Genomic DNA, 17872 nt, shown 5'->3' on the forward strand with positions numbered 1-17872 from the left:
ACAAGCACTCTCAAAAACAAACAAAACTGCGAAAATTAAAAGGTTGATCAAGGTGGTGATACTAGTGAATGAAAAACATGCAGGAAGAAAGCGCAAAGTCACTCATGACGGTGATTATCATAAAGAGATTCATGAAGAAGATAAGAAAATTTCAAAAATTCAAAGCGGGCTTGCTGATATTCAATTGACACCCCCACGCCACTTAAACGGGTACGGGAGGGCACTGTGGAAAGTCTTAGTACCTGAATTGAGAAAATTGAACAAAGTGAAGCAGTTAGACCGTACCAGTTTAGAGTTATTTTGCTCTGAATATGGGTACTATCGGAGTGCTGAAGAGAAGCTTGAAGAATATGGTGAGTATATCTCTAATGATGACGGCATACCCGTAAAACGTTCACCAGCACTTGTGACGGTTGAAACGGCTGCAAGGACTCTGAAGAGTCTAGGCGCTGACTTAGGACTCTCATTTGACGCACGGAGTGGACAGGTACTTGCAGAAACTCATGATGATGAAGACGACAGTGCCAAAAGCACCCCGTTGAAGGTGGTGAAGTTCAGTGTCTGATTATGTTGGAGTAGAAGACATCAAGCAAGCCATTATTGAAGAAGAGCCTACTTATAAGGCACTGCTGTCAGATTATCCTGACGCTGCCACACAGTACGCCTATGACGTACTCTTCACTGATAAATACATAACTGGTCAAGATACTCAGCTTGGCTGTATTCGTCACCTGAACGATCTACTGCGTCAGGGTGATGAAGATTTTCCGTATATCTACAATTTAGACATGGTGAACGCAATAGAATACTTTGCCCGTACCATTCCTGACCCTACAGACATTCATACGCTAATCAATCCTATGCCGTGGCAGTCTTTTATCTTGGATAACTTGATTGGCTGGCGTGATCCTGTGCATAAAGGTAGCAGATTCCATACTGGAATTGTTTCAATCGCACGGCAACAAGGGAAGACTTGGCTTGCTTCAATCTTGGTTAATTTCAGCTATTTTGTGATTGGTCTACAGGCCAGCTCTCAAGATTTTCTTGTGGCAAGCTATGACAATGAACACGCTAAAAAGCTTTTTGACTACGTTTCTTTGCAAGCTCAAGTGATTATCAAGTCGCCTGATTTTAAAGAAGACGCTGCAAAGCAAGGCGTTGAAGCTCAAACACGTCAGGTAATTGGCCATAAGAACAAGAACACTATTCGTATTGGTTCAGCACAGGCAGGGGGATTTGATAGTTACCACAACCTAATTGCTGTGTTTGATGAAATTGGAAACTTGCAGCCTAAGATGAACGAAAGTGTTAACCAGATTATTTCGGGACAGTCAAAAATCAGTAACCGTCTTTTTCTTGAAATTTCAACCGCTTATCCTAATGTCAAAGTTAAATTCAAGAATGATCAGGACGTTATGCGCAAAATAATGCGACAAGACAGCCTGCGCGACGCTGAAGATACTTTCATGATGATTTATAGCCAAGACAATGATAGTGAAGTCTTCAGTCCTGAACTCTGGGAGAAGTCAAACCCGTTGCTGGGACACCCTGAACTTAAAGACCAGTTGTTAGACGGCCTTATCAAGCTTAGAGATAAGCAAGAGCGTGAAGGTGAGCTTGCTTCATTCGTGAACAAGTCGCTTAACGTGTGGAGCCGCCGCTTTCAAAATAGCTTCATCTCTCTTGAGAATATCAAGAACAATATTATTGACGGCTTTGACGTTGACAATCGTGAAGTATACGTTGGTTTTGACGCAAGCCAGACCAATGATAATACGTCTTTTGGATTGATTTACCCTTATCAGGTAGGAAAGAGCAACCGGTTCTACGCTCAGCAGTACAGCTTCATTCCGTTTGCGGCCGCTAAGTCCATTGGTGCTAAAGAGAAACAGGACGGGTTAAATTATCGGCAACTTGCTGAACGTCATCTCTGCGAAGTCACTAGAAACCCTGCTGGGACAATTAACCAGCAACAGGTTTACCAATGGCTGGTAGATTACGTTTATCAGCACCAGTTAAAGATAAAAGCGGTAGTTGCCGACCCTAACTTAGCTGCTTGGTTCGTTAAAATGATTGAAAATTATCAACCAGAATGGCCACTGCTGACTTTAGCACCTACTTCTTATAAGTTGTCTGTGCCTACTAAAGAATTTCAGACACAGTTCATAAACGGCAATATTAAAATGATTGATGACCCGCTCATGACAGACGGCTTGAACAACGCTGTACTTGTTGAAGACAGGGGTGGTGCAATCAAGATTGACCGTCAAAACTGGGTCAGTGAGCACATTGATACGACAGACGCACTGATCAACGCATACTCACAAGCAATGGATTATTTTAAAGGCTACAGGCCAGATGAAGGCTACAACCCTTTGAATAATTTGAATCACAGTGAGCGTGCGGACTTCTTCAAAGCAATGTTTGGGGGGTGATGATACTGAAAGTGATGAAAGCTATTGGCTTCTTTTTAGCTAACTGGTTATCTGTAATTCTGTTCATTGCAGGATTAACATTTCTTGACTTAGCAGCCTTTAATGTCAATTTCACTCTTGGCCTTCTGGTGGCCGGTCTTGCCCTGATCACAATGGCTTTGGCCTATGCACATGAAAGGGGGTGAGATAAATGGGATTGATGACACCAAGCAATTACAGACGGCCAAAAATTCGCAATGACATGAGCTATCCTAGCACTAGTGAGCAGCCCACCTTTGTGACTAATATCGCTGGTAATCCAATTAGCTATACACCCGCACGCAGTGCTTTTAATAACACTGACGTTTATGCGGTTGTAGTCCAAATTGCCAGCGACATTGCCAGTGCAAGGCTGAGCACGGAAAATACAGCGGTTTTAGACCTTCTTGAGCGCCCTAATCCTTTGATTGGACGCTTTTCTTTTTGGCAAGGTGTAATTATTCAATTGCTGTTAGCAGGTAATGCTTATGTGCCATTGAATGGCAACCAGTGGGAACACGTGCCGCCGTCTGATGTTCAAATTAATTACAATTCAGGCAATCAAGGTATCACGTACACTGTTATGGCCAATAATGACCGGCCAGAAATGATTTTGCCGCAGTCACAAATGCTTCACTTTAGATTGAGCCCTGACGCACGCTATCGGTATCTGGTAGGGCGTTCACCGCTAGAAAGTCTGAAGGGTGCGCTTGATATTGCCGAAAAGACGTATCGCTCAAATGGTAAAGCATTAGATAGTCAAATTGCCCCTTCAGGGACATTGAAACTATCCAATTTTATCGGCAATGCTGCTGATTTGAAGTCAGCACGAGAAGAGTTTGAGAATGCGAACGCTGGCAATAACGCAGGTAGAGTCATGGTCTTGACTGACAGCATGGAATATAGCCCGTATGAAATGAAAACAGACGTTTTCTCTGTGCTCACGGAGAACTCAAACTTTAGTGCTGATCAAATTTCTAAAGCGTTTGGCGTTCCTAGTGATGTGCTGGGTGGTGGTACTTCTACTGAAAGCAATCACAGTAACATTTCTCAGGTTAATTCTGTGTACCTTTCAAATTTAAACTCGTACATTTACCCGCTAGTTGAAGAATTAAAGCTCAAGCTTGCGGTGCCTGATTTGACAATTGACACCAAGACTATCCAAGACGCAAATGACACCGTGCTTGTGAACCAAGTCAATGCACTGGTTACAAGCGGGGCGATTGATCAAGGGCAAGCTGAGTTCTACTTGAAGTCAAAAGGCTATTTACCGCTGAATTTGCCAGAGTTTAAAGCACCGGCAACGGGGACTACTTCAACATTGAAAGGAGGTGAGAAAGAATGAACGTTTTAAACGTCAATGGAGTAATCACAAATGATGATGACGCTGACATCTATCGTGACTATATTGGTATGACGGTGGTTTCACCTAAAGACATCATTGATAATTTGCCAAGTGACGGCAGTGATGTAGTCGTTGACATTAACAGCTTTGGTGGTGAAGTTGACCCTGCTGCTCAAATTTATACGGCGTTAAAAGACTACAAGGGCAAGGTAACTACAAAGATTAGTAGCTCTGCATATAGTGCGGCCACGATTATTGCAATGGCTGGTGACACAGTTCGTATCAGTCCTGCCGCTCAGATGATGATTCACAATGCTTCTTCAAGCGCAGACGGTGACTATCATGATATGGATAAAAGTTCAGGCATGTTAGAAGCTACTAACCGCACAATTGCTGGGGTTTATGCAGCCAAAACTGGCCGTACTACTGATGAGTTTTTGCAATTAATGGATAAAGAAAGCTGGTTGACACCACAAGACGCTCTTGATCTTGGCTTAGTTGATGAAATTATTGACTACTCAAAAGAAGCGGTGTTCAACGCCGTGCCACAGATACCAATTAAGCTGATGAACAAAGTGAAGACCATGTACCACAAGCAACAAAAGAAGCAGGAAGACAGTGCAAAGCTGTCTTTAACACAACAAAAGCTAGAGATTTTAAAGGAGGATTTATAAATGGATTTACAAGAAAAATACCGGCAAATTAGTGATAAGTGCAGCGATTTAAACGCACAATTACAAGCTGCATTAGTTGATGACAGCTTCAATGAGAAAGATTTTAAGGTAATCAAGGACGAATTACACAATGCGAAAGTACAACGCAATGCTCTGCGTGAACAGTTAGCTGAAGACGACAAGGACAACGGCGCTGAACCACAACCAGTGTTAAACAAGAAAGGCGAAGACTTAACGCCTAAGAAGAGCAATCTGGAAAAGCAAAAGGCTGCCATTAATGACTTTGTACATAGCCGCGGCCGTAAAATTTCAGATGATGCTGCAACTGCTGTGACGTCAACGGTTGTCGAACCGTTAGTGCCAGAAACAATTATCTATGATCCTACGTCTGAAGTTAACACAGTTGTTGACTTATCAACTTTAGTTACTAAGTTGCCTGTAACTACTAAGAAGGGGACTTATCCAATTTTGAAGCGGGCAGATGATTCCTTAGCTTCAACTGAAGAATTGAAGACTAACCCTGAACTAGCTGCGCCAGAATTTGAAGAAGTTGATTGGTCAGTTTCTACTTACCGTGGTGCATTACCAATTTCTGAAGAGTCAATTGATGACGCTCAAGTAGACTTGACTTCTTTAATTGGCCACTCTATCGGTGAAAAGAAGGTCAACACGGTTAACAAGGCCATTGCACCGGTATTACAATCATTCACGGCGGTTTCAGCAGAATCAAGTGACTTAGTGGACACTATCAAGCATATCTTGAATGTTGATCTTGATACTGGCTATGCGCGCACGATTGTTGCCAGCCAAAGCATGTACCAAGCTCTTGATACGTTGAAAGATAAAAACGGCCAATACTTACTTCACCAAAGCATTACAGAACCTTCAGGCAGCGTTTTGTTAGGCGTTCCCGTGAAGGTTGTCAATGACAGCTTGCTGGGCGCTGACGGTGAAGCAAAAGCCTTTGTTGGTGACCTGAAGCGTGCCGTTCTCTTCCCTGATCGCAAAGAAATTTCACTGTCATGGATTGATAACCCTACCTATGGTCAATATTTAGGTGCTGTCATGCGGTTTGGTGCACAGCAAGCTGATCCTAAGGCCGGTTACTTCTTGACCGTCACAGATTCAGATTCGACGACTACTACGACTGCTGCGGCTTCAACTACGACTGCTTCAACTACTACGACTACCACCACTACGGCAGCCTAGTTTATAACTGCAAGGAGGGCTGCTAATGTCTGAAACAACAGAAACAACCACTACAACGACTGTAGCGACTACCAGCGGCGTGACCGTTGCTGATATGCAAGAATATCTGTCTGTTGATGAACAGGATGATTTGTTGGCCACGCTAATTTCAATGGCTGAAACAGATGTTATTAGTAAAATAGATGATTCTATTGATGCCAGCGTGTACCGTGCTAATGACTTGTTCAACCAGGCGGTTAGAACGTTGGTAGACTTCACTTATAACAGCCGTGGTGGTCTATCGGACAGTGAATTAGCTTACCCGCCTGCTTACTTGTACTTTATCAATAGTATTAAATATCGCATAAAGTCGGAGGTGGACGATGAAACTGAAAGCTAACCGGCTGAATAAGCGGGCAGAGTTTGGTGAAATGGTGGCAGGTGATGAAGTCAACCCTAACACTGGTGATTCTATTGACGTGTTTCAATCTTCATTCTCACGATATGCAGGGCGCTACAGCCGTTCGTTTTCTCAACAGGTTGAAGTGGCCGGTACTACACTTGAAGATACGTCAGTTATAGTCATTAGGCATACTGATAAGGTCAATGACCAGATGAAGGTTAAGTTTGACGGCGATTTATATAACGTTGTTAGTATTTCATCTGACGACAGCACGGCCGTCAGTTATGATTTGATTACAGTGAGAAAGTATGTGGTTGCTCATGGCTAATGAACTTGATTCTGAATCATTAGATAACCTTATGGCCAGCCTTGAAACTGGGCTGAGCACTACAGAGCGCCTGAAAATCAACACTAAAGCGGCCGCTGCTTTTAAAACGGTAATGCTTAGTGATGACCGTATACCAAAAAGCGCACACGTTTATGGTGGCGGTACGGTTCACTTGCGTTCGGCGTTCATAATGCACATTAACGCACCGAACGGCTATGTAGAAGATGGGTTTTCAAAAGAAAGCAAAAAAGCATATATTGGCCGTTTCTTGAATGACGGGTGGACGGTCAAAGACAGAAATAAGCAGACTCATTCTCATGTGGCGGGGCTTCATTTCTGGGAACTCACACGGCTTGAGAGTGAGTCTGCTGTCAAAAAAATAATGATTAATGGCGTAAAAGGCGCTATTGATAAGAAGGTGAAAAGATGACCCCCGCTTCAAAGGTGGTTGCGCTGCTAAAAGCAAACACAGCAACTCTGGTGAATATAGATTCTTCAAATATTCACGCTTATAAAATTGCTGATAGCGACTGGGTAGATGACACCCCTATCATTTTAGTAACTGAAATAGATGTTGATACATATTTATACGGCAACGGCGTTGCGGTTAAAGCCTATGATGAAGTTCAGATTCAGTTCTATTATCCTTCTGATTATGATCAGGACATGAACACAATTGAAGAAAGCCTAAAAGTAGTGATGTTCAATAACGGGTATCGCTTTTTTAGTATCGGTGGCCATGCAATAACGCCAGACACGGAAAATATTATACAAACGATTAAATTTAGAAAATCGAACTAGGAGGAATATACATAATGGGTGCAAAAGGTGGATATATTGGCTTACAAAAAGCCAAGTTAGCATTATTGGACGACAACAACAAAGTAATCACTTCAGGTGGTTTAAATGATGACGGTGACGGTATTTACACTGTCACTGTTTCTGAAGATTTAGGGGCAAATGCTGCTTCATTAACTGGTTTAGCCGGTTCAACTACTTCAGTTTATGGTAACAACACACGAGTTAAGATGTCTGTTGGTAAGGCACAGCCAAGCATTGCTCTTACCGTCAATGCTTTTAACTATGAAACGTTGAATAAGATTCTTGGTCGTAAAGACCTTGGCAACGGTAAGTTCAACTTTGAAGGCGACCCTGTGAACTTAGCAATGGCCGTATATTCAAACACTGATGACGGTGGTGACATCATTTTTGGCTTCTATAAAGGTATCATGACGCCCGGTGATTTATCACTTGCAACTGATCAAGATACTGAAAACCGCGTCACTGACGCATTAACTTATACGCCACTTGGCAATGAAGACGGTGACTATGGTGTGATTGCTTGGTCTGACGCAGACGGTTATGAAGAATCAGATGTGTTAAATACCATTTTCCCGCAAGCAAGCAGTGACACAACGACTACTACGACTGTAGCCGCTTCAACTACGACTACTAGCACTACTACTGTAGCCTAGTTTAAAGAAGGGAAGAAAGCGATATGCACTATATTCTATGTCAACCAGCAATTCAACGTTTTAAGTGGGAACTTGAAGTGTGTTTGACCAACCTGATTGACAGCAATCACGTTAAACCAGCAGATATTATTCTGCTCTTTACGTCACACAACAATAAAATTCCACAGTTCTTTGCTGACAAGTACGGTGTAGAAGTGCATGTCTACAGAGACGAACGTGGGGACAAGCAATACATTCCAAGTGTTAAGCCGTATCTTTGGTGGAAGTTCTTGGAAGAAGACAGTTCACGCCAATATGAGACGTATTTCTACATGGATTCTGATGTGATTTTTCGTGAGAAGCCAAACATTAGCAAATTGCCTGCAAAGCCTAATTGCTGGGTGGCAAGCAACTGCAATGGATATTTGAATCTTGACTACATTCGTAGCCGCAAGAACGGGGAAAAGTTACTACATAAAATGGCTGACCTAATCGGGGTTACAGTCTCATCGCTAGAAACCATTAACGGCAATTCTGGCGGCGCTCAATGGCTTATTGTTCAGCCTAGTGTTGAATACTGGGAAAAGGTTTATAAGGACTGCACGCCGCTATATAGCTTGCTTCAGCAGGCTGATAGCAACATTCAAGCATGGACTGCTGAGATGTGGGCGCAGTTATGGAATTTGATGTATTTCAATATTGGTGTACTAGTAGATCATGAGCTTGATTTTTGCATGGCCACTGATGATGTAAAGAAGTATAAAGAAACTAAGATTTTACATAATGCCGGCGTGGTTAAAAGTGATTCTGATCACTTATTTTTTAAGGGTCAATATGTACGAAAAACACCGTTCAAAACAGATTTAAGCTTTGTAGATGAACACCGGTGCTCAGCAAAGTATGTGCACGCAATTAATCAGGTCAAATAGAAGGAGAAATTAACCATGAAATTAACTTTAAACAACGTAGGAATTAAGAAGACTGTCAATGTAACTATCACTAACCGTATCGCCCGCAACGCCCTGCAAGTTGCCAAGACAGCTAATGCAAGTGAAGCGGCTGACAGTGAAGATGTAGCCTTATCAGGTCAAATTTCAATGATTGGTGAAGTCATTGACTTCTTGGCTAATGTTTTCAAACTCAATGAAAAACAAATTGATCGTATCTGGGACGCAGGCTTTGTTGAAACGCAAAACGCTTTTGCTGATGTTTCAGCCGCTATCTTTGGTGCACAGCCTATGTCTCCAACGGAGGAAAAGGCAAAAAAATAGCCGCCCGCAAAAGGCTGCGTGAAACAAAAAATGCACTTGAAGACATGGACTATAACTATCAGCAGGCCATGATTCAAATGGGTATTCCTATCAGTGTTTATGAGAGTGAAGACTTCTTCAAAATTAATCGGGTTATGCTGGCCAAACCACGTGAAGAGCGGGCACAAGACCCACTTGCTGCACTACGCAGTGCAGGCTTGTCAATTGGTGGTTCTATCAAAGCGTAGGAAGGGGGAAAATAATGGAAACAATTTCAGGCTATCGGTTCAGATTTGATATTGAACAGAGCAGCTTCAAGACTGCAATTAAGCAAATGCGGGAACAGTTGCGTTTCTTAAAAAGCGACACGAACGCAAGCTTCAAAGAAATGCGGTCAGCAGGTAACACTACTGAAGCATACAGTGAGAAAGCTAAGAAGCTTGCTCAGCAATTAAAAGTGGAGAAAGAAATTCTTCAGCAATCAAGAGAGCAGGTCAAGGAACTCACTAGTTCTTTTAACCGGCAGGAAGACACACTGAAGAAAGAATCTGAAGCACTTAGCAGCGTAGGCACAAAGCTAAAGTCCGAAAAAGAACGGCTTGAGCAGGTCAAGGAAAGTCTGGGGACTAATTCGAGCGCCTACAAGAAGCTAAAGAGTAATGTAGAGAGCCTAGAATCAAGTTATAAATCACAAGTGAACGTTGTTTCAAAGGCCAATTCTAAGTATGAAAATACACGCAAGTATTTAAATCAAGCTACTACTCAGGTAACAAGAGCCCGCAAAGAGATTGCGTCACTGACTGCGCAACAGCAAAGGGCTAATGAGAAGGCTGAACTTTACAAGACGGGCATTACTCAAGTAAAAGCCGCTATCAAGAGAACCAGAGAAGAAACATCTAGCTATGTAGACAAGCTCAAATCTGAAGGCAATGTCTATAGTGCTCAAAAAGCCAAGCTTAGCGGTCTGAAAAAAGAGCATACTTTGCTTGATGAACAACTGACCAAAGAAAAAAGCTTGCTTAGCAGTCTTAATGCCCGTTACGGCACAAGTTCTGATAAAGCTCAGGAACAGCGTACCCGCATTAATAAGCTCACCACTGCTTATAACAAGCAGGCAAGTGAAATGCGTAGCTTAAATAGTCGGTACGGTAAAATGTCCACTGGCATGACTAAAGTGCGTGACACGGCTTCTAAGACCGCTTCTAAGATAAGCTCTACTTTTTCACGTTACCGCAATGCAATTCTGACAGTTACGGCAGCAACTGCTGGGCTGGGGGCTGCAACGGTCAGCGGTACTAAGAAAGCTTCTGACTTACAAACCACTTATAAGACCGTTACAAACGTTTTAGTTAAAGGTGGTGAAAGTGCCAAGTCAACTGCTAAGCAGGTTGCAAAAATGCAGTCAGACGCAACAAAATACTCAGTGAAGTACGGTAAATCACAATCATCAATTGCTGAAGCTTATCTTGATCTGGTCAAACGTGGCCATACCGCAAAAGAAGCTGTAGCAGTTATGAAGTCTGAACTTCAAGCGTCTGTTGCAACGGGTGATAAATTCTCTGATGTCGTTTCAGTATCATCTCAAGTTATTGAGTCTTTTGGTATGAAGACCAACAATACAGCCAAGATGACGGCTAACACAAAGAAAGTTGTTAACGAATTAGCTTACACGGCTGATATGACCGCCACAGATTTTCATAGCTTAGGTAAGGGTATGGAGTATGTCGGTTCGATTGCAAAGACAACTGGCGTTAGCTTATCATCAACGTCTGCAATGCTTGGTGTGCTTAGTAATCGGGGCTTGGAAGCGGACAAGGCCGGAACTGGTGTCCGTAAAGTTTTGACTTCACTTTCAAGCAACGCTTCAGCACTCAAAAAGTATGGTATTCAAGTCAAAAACTCAAATGGTAACTTAAAGTCAATGAGCAACATTTTCACTCAGATTAACGACAAAACCAAAAATTGGGGCACGGTTAAGAAGAACGCATTCTTCAAAGCTATTTTTGGCACAACTGGAATGAATGCTGCTTCAATCCTTTCTGAGAATGCTAATCAACTTGGCAACCTAACTAAAAAAATTGGTGCTGCTGGTGAGAAGGGCACTTATGTTGCGTCACTGGCCAAAGCTAACATGAAGACTGCTAAGAATGCCTATGCTCAATTTAAGCAGGCAGGGCAAGCGCTGATCACTTTGCTGGGTAAAAATTTATTGCCAGCACTTTATAAGTCATCAAAAGAGTTAACAAAGACGTTTTACAATACGCAGACAATGGCAGGACTAAAGCAGTTAGGTAAAGCTGTGGGGAGCTTGGCTAATAAGATTGCTGATCTGTTCGGCTATTTAGCTAAGCATTCATCTGCGTTAGCTGGGATTGTTAACAATCTGGGTACAATCACTGGGCTGATTGCTAAAGGTGCATGGTCAGTTTTCGCTGGCACACTGAAGACTATCGGTACAATGTTTGGAGTTGTACATAAGAATGGCAAAAATTCTAGCGGTGTATTGGAAGACATCAACGGTATTCTAGGGAAAATTGCCAAACATCAAACAGCGCTAAAAGCTGTTGGTGGCGTATTGATTACATATTTTGCCAGCAAGAAATTACTAACATTTGCTACTTCACTAAAAAGTAAATGGTCAGGGCTTTTTGACTTGTTCAAGAGCTCAAAATCAAAGGTAGCTGTGACTGCTACTGAAGAAACTGCTGCAATTAACACTGAAACAGGTGCTGTGAAGCGTCTTACAGTGGCGTTAAAGGAAAAAGAAGCGGTAGGCTCTTCAAGTAGCGTCACCAGTGAAGTTGAAGATACGGTCAGTACTACGTCTACTTCTACTGGTAGTAGTAGCTGGTCAAAAGCTGAAAAGGAAACGGCCAAGACTGCTAAAAACGTAGAGAAGGCTGAAACGGCTACTGAAGGTGTGGTCACTAAAACTGGCCGCTGGTCTAAGTTGCTTACTGCTTCACGTAGTGTGGTTAGCAAGGTGGGTTCAGTCGCTCTGAAGGCAGTCAATGTTGTGGCGTTAGCTGCTGAAGGTATTAATCTTGGCAAGAATATTTATACTTCTTTGACCAGTTCTAACACAAAGACTAAAACTAAGGCTGGCGCAAAAAGTATTGGTACGGTGCTTGGCGGTGGAATTGGTGCGGCTCTGGGCTCTGTCGTTCCCGGTCTTGGTACGGTTGCTGGTTTAGCGTTAGGCGCTTCAATCGGTGACGCACTTGGAGGCAGCAAGACTACTAGCAAGCTTATCTCAGCTTCTAAAAAGAGCATAGATAAGCTGAATAAGTACAACAAGACTCACACGATTAAGACCGTGGTTAAGGCTGACGGTACAACTGAGACTGTTGTTAAGCTCACAAAAGCTGCTAAGAAGGCCAAAGAATTACAAAAGACCTTCAGCTCACTGCCTAAGTCGGTTCAAAGCTCTGTAAAGAAGGCTAACGCTTCCTTCAAGACAATTAACAAGAGCCGCTTGAAGCTCAGCGTCAGCTATGACAAGACCAGCTTCAACTCTGCTAAAAAAAGCATTATTGCTAGTGTCAACAGCTTGTACAAGCAAGTTAAGAATAGTAGTGCAAAACAGGCTAAGAGCCAACTTGCTCAGGCTAAAAGGATGTACAAAAATGGCCTAATTAGCAAGAGTGATTTAGCTAAAACAGAAAAGCTAGTCAAGTCGCATTATAGTGAGACTACTAAGAGTGCTAAAAACGCTGCTTCAAGTATTAAAAAGATTACCAAGCAGGAAACTAAGCGGCTGGAAACCGAAACTACGAACCGCAACAAAGCAATCAACAAGGTTGAAAGTAAATACAGCGGAAAACGTAGCTCAATGGCCACTGAAGAAAAGAGTAACATTGCAAAAATAAAACGTGGCCAGACAGTCACTCTTGACGGCATTGAGTACAGCGGTCAAAAGGGCATTAACAAGATTCAAAAGTCTTATAAAGCCAAACGTGAACAGCTCTCTGTAAAAGAGGGCGAAGCTGTTAACCGCACCAGCAAAAAATACGCAAAGAAACGGCAAAGTATTGTTTCTGCTTATGCTAAAAAGTACGCTGACAAAGAATCTGACCTAGCAAAAACCATTTCAAAGACGCTGACTAGTAGCAGTAAGAAGCAAGAAGCTATTATGTCTAAGCTGAAGTCTTCTAACGGTAAAATTTCAAAGCAAATGGCAGACAAATTGATCAGCGAATCATATCGAACAGCTAAGAAAAATATTCAACAAGCTGAAGATGATTATAAGTCTGAAAAGAAGACCGCTGCTAACAAGCGTGATGACATTATTGCGTTTGCTAAGAAGACTTACACAGGCAACAGCGATTATGCTGTTAAAATGCGTAAAAAGCTGACTGATGAAGCGAATACTCAGTACAAAAATTCTGTGTCTGCTGCAAAACAGACCAAAGAAAAAACTGAGTCTCAAATTTCTGCTCAAGAAAAGTCAGTTGTTAAGACGGCCAAGAGTCAATCTAAGGGCGTTACAACGCATATGGTCAAGCAAGGCAATAATACCATTGAAGCTGCCGGTAAAGGTGCAAGTGGCTCATCAAACATCTTCTCAGGCTTTATCAAATGGCTTAGCAAAATCAAATGGCTCACTGGTGTAAGTGGTTCAACTGCCAAGTACAATGCCACCATGACTAAAGTGGGCGGCATGACGTATGCAAAGGGTACTGGCAATGGCACGGTAGGTAAGACGGGCACGGCACTTGTTGGTGAAGAAGGTACAGAGTTAGCTTACAGTCCTACACGGGGTACCATGCGCTTGCTTGGTACTCAGGGGGCTGAAGTAACACAGGTCTACTCTGATGAACATATTCTGAATGCTAAAGACAGTGCCAAAGTTTTAAATGGTGGTTATGGTGAAGGCAAGGTATTACCCGGCTTTGCAAGCGGTACTGACACGTTGTCTAGCTTTGTAAAGTCACTCACTAAAAATGCAAGTAAGATATACAAGAGCCTAAGCGAGACAGTAAAATCTGCAATCAGTCACCCTATCAAAACAGTTGAGAAAATGCTGAGCGGCATGACTAGCATTAAAGTTCCTAATAAAGGCTGGGTGAAGTCAAGCACTTGGAATAAGGCATACAACAATGTTGGTAAGTCAGTCATCAAGAATGCTGAAAAGAGCTTCAAGAAACTTGCGTCAGCGATTAATGGTGGTAGCAGCGGCAACGCTAATAACCCCACTGGCTCAGGGGTAACACGTTGGAAACCGGTTATCAAAAAAGTTGCTGCAAATATGAATGTTGATCTAACTTCTAGCGGTATGTCAGCTGTATTGAGTCGAATTAAACAAGAGTCAAACGGTAGTGCCACTGTAGAAAATGACTGGGATTCTAACGCAAAAGCGGGAACTCCTTCAATTGGTCTGCTTCAATATATTCAGCCTACTTTCAAATCATGGTTGCCTACAAAAGCGGGGCATAAATACCCGAATAACATCAGACATGGTGCTTCTCAGATTGCCGCAATGTTTAATGATTCAAGCTGGTTATCTGATATTAGCGTATCTGGTGGGTGGGGGCCAACTGGCCATAAACGCTATGCTAACGGGGGTTTCAGCAATGTTGAGAAACTTGCTCACATTTCTGAAGGTAACCAATTGGAAGCCATTATTCCTATGAGTTCTCAAAAGGGTAGCCGTGGTTATGAGTTGCTTGGTCAAGTTGCCACAATGTTTGCTTCACGTGATAAGAATAAGTTGAGCGCAGCTAGTGGTACATCATCAACTTCAAGTGCTAGTGATTCTACCACCACAGCATTGCTTCAAAAAGTGGTAGATGGCCTTGATAATCTGTACACTGCGCAATATGATACAGCGCTGACTAAGAACGACATTTACAAGATTAACAAGAGTGTATCTAAGAAACAGACTAGGATTAAAAACTTTGCAACAGACTAGGAGGGGTGATCTTTGGAATTAACAAGCAGTGATTTTCAGTCTAATAACATTTTGAGTATTGGTACTTTGACCAATTATGATATGGGTTTCTTGGTAAATAAATTCACCAGAAACATAACGCCTGACATCACTGAAAATACGCAGACAATTCCCGGCCGTGTGGGACTGGGTTACATGTCTAATTCGTATGGTGGACTTCAGCTCACGGCTGAGTGCACTGTTATTGCAGATAAGTCTGATGACGTATATCAGATTATGCGTGATATTAGTGAAGGTCTTTGGAGTGATAAAGCTGATGAAGAAGAGCAGCCTATTACTTGGTCAGGTGACAACAATGATGGCATTATTGTTTATTTTGGCCACGTTACTGATATATCTACACCGTCATGGACTGATGAAGCAAGCTACTATATGGCAACTTTCACAATTACTTTTAAGTGTAGTGACCCACATGGCTTTGGTGCACAGCACTGGGTTTATCCACGTTACTACACTTCAGGTAAGCTTTTACAGCTAAGTGACGACGCTTTGGATATTAAAACGGTTGCTTCCAGTAACTATCTTGAAGATACCGTTAATGAAGTTGGTGATGACACTGATACTCAGCGTGACTACGGCAGTGATGACTATGCTGAAGGTGTTGCTGTAGAAAGTGCTAGTGTTGCTGATGACTTCATCACAGACGCTCAGGGCAGTGACGTGCAGCTTCAGTTTGACTACATCATAGACGCACCGTCTACTACAGCAGTTACATCTAGTGACGCTACAGGTGACGCAACTGCTACAACTTCAGTAGGATCAACCAGTGAAGTTTATGCCACATTTACGGTGACATACTCAGACGGCACTACACAAGATGTTACAGCAACAATTGCAATTGATAGCCCTGACGGTACAAGCACATATTCAGGGACGGCAATAGGGACAGCAACGCTTTCAAGCACACTGTCAATTGCCAGCGTTTCTGATTGCTCTTTGTACATTAACTTGTTTGCTGAACGTGTCACTCTGAGCGGTCTTCAGTTGATGATTCGGGCTCAACCTACGGCCACACACTTTGGTTGTTCATGGAATAGTGACGCAGACAGCGTGTCTAACACGTTCAATATTCAGTTAGCTGAGTACGATAGTAGCGGGGAACTTGTTGCCACTAATACTGTTGCAACGGTTACCCCTGACGCTGATGACACTGATGAATATGGTAATTATGAAGGCACGGTTGATACAGATTTTTCTTGGCCGTCTTTGAATAGTGCCACTGAAAGCCTGTATTTGTATCTATCTCAAGGAAACACGGACACTATCACCATTGACAGCTTCAAGTTCTACGTCACAAACTCAGACGCTACGATCACAACCCTATTTGATGACTCAGACACGGCTTACTACACTCAATTTATTTTGACTAACAGCACAACTTTCAGCGTTACGCCAGACGGGAATGCAACCACTGAGCCTGTATTCACCGTAGTGCCAACTGAAAGCATTAACCGTGCAGGAATTGTTTATGATGACGCATATAATAGCAAGCAATCATACAGCTACGTTGGTGAAGATGTTGATACTGAAACAGGTACTGAAGCAGCAACGGGTGATACGTTGATTCTTCATGACCCTATGGACACCAGAAACCGGTGGAGCACCTTAACTAGTACATCGTTTGAACTGGAAAACAGTTCAGTTGATGGTAAAATGGCCACGCTATCAACTAGCGGGTTCCGTGTGGCAACACATACGGTAAAGGTGTACAACTCAAGCGGTTCATATACTAATAAGAAAGTCGCTAATTTTGGGACAGCTAAGAACCATTCTTATACGGAATTTTACGGGCCGGTTGTCATGAGAACCCTTTCAACTGCACCTACTGATTGGCAAGTTGATGTGCGTATGTCAATGCACGTTAAGCAGTCTTATGCTAAAGGCAAAATTGAGTTTTACTTATTAGATGAAGATGGCGCACGCCGTGGCAAAATTATGCTGAAAGATAATACTGATAGCGGCAAGGTAATGGCACAACTTCAAATTGGTACACACTCTGCTCATACCCATCTTTATGAAGGCTATGGCACGACTTCTAAGGGGAAGGCTAGCACAAAAACGATCAAGTATTATGACAGCTCAACGACTAAGAAAACAGTGAAGAGCAAAGTGCGCTATAGTGCTTCTAAAATCAAGTCATACAAGGCTACACTGAAAAAACTTGAGAACAAGAAGAAACTGACTACAGCTCAAAAGAAACAGCTAAAAAAGTTGAAGGCGCTGGCTACAGCAAATTGGTACTACACAACCACTAGCAGCAAGAGTGTTGCTCAGGCTAAAACTGTGACAACGCCTGTAAATACTAGTACATCATCATTTAGTGATTTTTATGGCCTGTTCAGAATCAGAAAAGTGGGTAACAAGTACACCTATAAGATAGAAGAGCTTGATAGTAGCACGCACAAAGCCAAGAAGAACGGATTTTCAAAGAGCGGTAGCAAGACACTTTCATCTAGCTACGCTTTTTCTTTGGCCAAAATTGCTATGCACACGGCTAAGATGAACATTAAAGGCTTAGACACCTATGACAGCACTTCTAAGGGCAACGCCGTTTATTACAAAAATGATGTGATGTCTGGGTATGATTTGAAGGTTTATCAAGCCGTTGACACTGAAGATGTAACGCCAATTGCTGACAGTGACAACACACTTAAATTTGATTTTCAAGAGCACAAAATCTATAAAGATGACGCTGAATATATGGACAAGCTATCTATTGGTAGCTCTTGGCCAAGTCTACAAGGCGGTGAAGAGACTGAGATTGCTATTTCACCAACGATTGCTACAGCAGACTGGGCTATGACATATAGACCAACGTACAAGTAAG

16 protein-coding genes are annotated in these 17872 nt (G+C 42.5%); all 16 read left to right on the forward strand.

Translation table 11 applies throughout. The features are described from left to right. Nucleotides 1–64 precede the first annotated feature (64 nt). Genes KGF65_RS17045 through KGF65_RS08285 form a run of 16 tightly spaced genes read left to right on the forward strand, consistent with a single transcriptional unit; the run spans nucleotide 65 to nucleotide 17871 of the window. Nucleotides 65–565 (forward strand): phage terminase small subunit P27 family, encoded by a 501-nt coding sequence (locus tag KGF65_RS17045; protein WP_050339241.1) that lies wholly within the window; start codon nucleotides 65–67, stop codon nucleotides 563–565. Continuing rightward, a complete protein-coding gene (locus KGF65_RS08215) occupies nucleotides 558–2435 on the forward strand; it encodes a terminase TerL endonuclease subunit (RefSeq protein WP_056952840.1) in 1878 nt (625 codons plus the stop codon). Before KGF65_RS17045 ends, KGF65_RS08215 begins: the two co-directional genes overlap by 8 nt. 11 nt (nucleotides 2436–2446) lie before the next feature. Further along, nucleotides 2447–2620 carry a hypothetical protein gene (locus KGF65_RS08220; RefSeq protein ID WP_159257459.1) on the forward strand — a complete coding sequence of 58 codons (174 nt, stop codon included), beginning with the start codon at nucleotides 2447–2449 and terminating at the stop codon, nucleotides 2618–2620. 5 nt (nucleotides 2621–2625) lie between these two features. Next, a complete protein-coding gene (locus tag KGF65_RS08225) occupies nucleotides 2626–3798 on the forward strand; it encodes a phage portal protein (RefSeq protein ID WP_216788193.1) in 1173 nt (390 codons plus the stop codon). Further along, a complete protein-coding gene (locus KGF65_RS08230; protein WP_050339237.1) occupies nucleotides 3795–4472 on the forward strand; it encodes a head maturation protease, ClpP-related in 678 nt (225 codons plus the stop codon). The genes KGF65_RS08225 and KGF65_RS08230 overlap by 4 nt, the downstream gene beginning before the upstream one ends. Then, complete coding sequence (locus KGF65_RS08235) at nucleotides 4473–5681, forward strand: phage major capsid protein (protein ID WP_216748323.1); 1209 nt, start codon at nucleotides 4473–4475, stop codon at nucleotides 5679–5681. Nucleotides 5682–5706: 25 nt separating this feature from the next. After that, a complete protein-coding gene (locus KGF65_RS08240) occupies nucleotides 5707–6060 on the forward strand; it encodes a head-tail connector protein (protein ID WP_216748324.1) in 354 nt (117 codons plus the stop codon). Continuing rightward, entirely contained in the window at nucleotides 6044–6391 is a 348-nt protein-coding gene (locus KGF65_RS08245; RefSeq protein ID WP_216748325.1) for a phage head closure protein, read from the forward strand. Before KGF65_RS08240 ends, KGF65_RS08245 begins: the two co-directional genes overlap by 17 nt. After that, nucleotides 6384–6821, forward strand: a complete 438-nt coding sequence (locus KGF65_RS08250; RefSeq protein WP_216748326.1) for a phage tail protein — start codon at nucleotides 6384–6386, stop codon at nucleotides 6819–6821. Before KGF65_RS08245 ends, KGF65_RS08250 begins: the two co-directional genes overlap by 8 nt. Continuing rightward, on the forward strand, nucleotides 6818–7192 hold the full coding sequence (locus tag KGF65_RS08255) for a DUF806 family protein (RefSeq protein ID WP_159257450.1): 375 nt from the start codon (nucleotides 6818–6820) through the stop codon (nucleotides 7190–7192). Before KGF65_RS08250 ends, KGF65_RS08255 begins: the two co-directional genes overlap by 4 nt. Nucleotides 7193–7206: 14 nt before the next feature. Beyond that, complete coding sequence (locus tag KGF65_RS08260; protein ID WP_159257448.1) at nucleotides 7207–7866, forward strand: phage tail protein; 660 nt, start codon at nucleotides 7207–7209, stop codon at nucleotides 7864–7866. 23 nt (nucleotides 7867–7889) lie between these two features. Beyond that, the gene (locus KGF65_RS08265) at nucleotides 7890–8774 is read left to right on the forward strand and encodes a hypothetical protein (protein ID WP_216748327.1); all 885 of its coding nucleotides are present in this window, start codon (nucleotides 7890–7892) and stop codon (nucleotides 8772–8774) included. Between the two features lie 15 nt (nucleotides 8775–8789). After that, a complete protein-coding gene (locus tag KGF65_RS08270; RefSeq protein WP_216748328.1) occupies nucleotides 8790–9116 on the forward strand; it encodes a phage tail tube assembly chaperone in 327 nt (108 codons plus the stop codon). A gap of 44 nt (nucleotides 9117–9160) precedes the next feature. Next, nucleotides 9161–9343: a hypothetical protein gene (locus KGF65_RS08275; RefSeq protein WP_050339227.1), complete on the forward strand. Its 183-nt coding sequence runs from the start codon at nucleotides 9161–9163 to the stop codon at nucleotides 9341–9343. A gap of 14 nt (nucleotides 9344–9357) precedes the next feature. After that, the gene (locus tag KGF65_RS08280; RefSeq protein ID WP_216788194.1) at nucleotides 9358–15006 is read left to right on the forward strand and encodes a phage tail tape measure protein; all 5649 of its coding nucleotides are present in this window, start codon (nucleotides 9358–9360) and stop codon (nucleotides 15004–15006) included. 12 nt (nucleotides 15007–15018) lie between these two features. Beyond that, nucleotides 15019–17871: a phage tail domain-containing protein gene (locus KGF65_RS08285; protein ID WP_216748330.1), complete on the forward strand. Its 2853-nt coding sequence runs from the start codon at nucleotides 15019–15021 to the stop codon at nucleotides 17869–17871. Nucleotide 17872 lies beyond the last annotated feature (1 nt).

This window comes from Lactiplantibacillus sp. 30.2.29 (assembly GCF_018991255.1).
Taxonomy (GTDB): Bacteria; Bacillota; Bacilli; order Lactobacillales; family Lactobacillaceae; genus Lactiplantibacillus; species Lactiplantibacillus pentosus.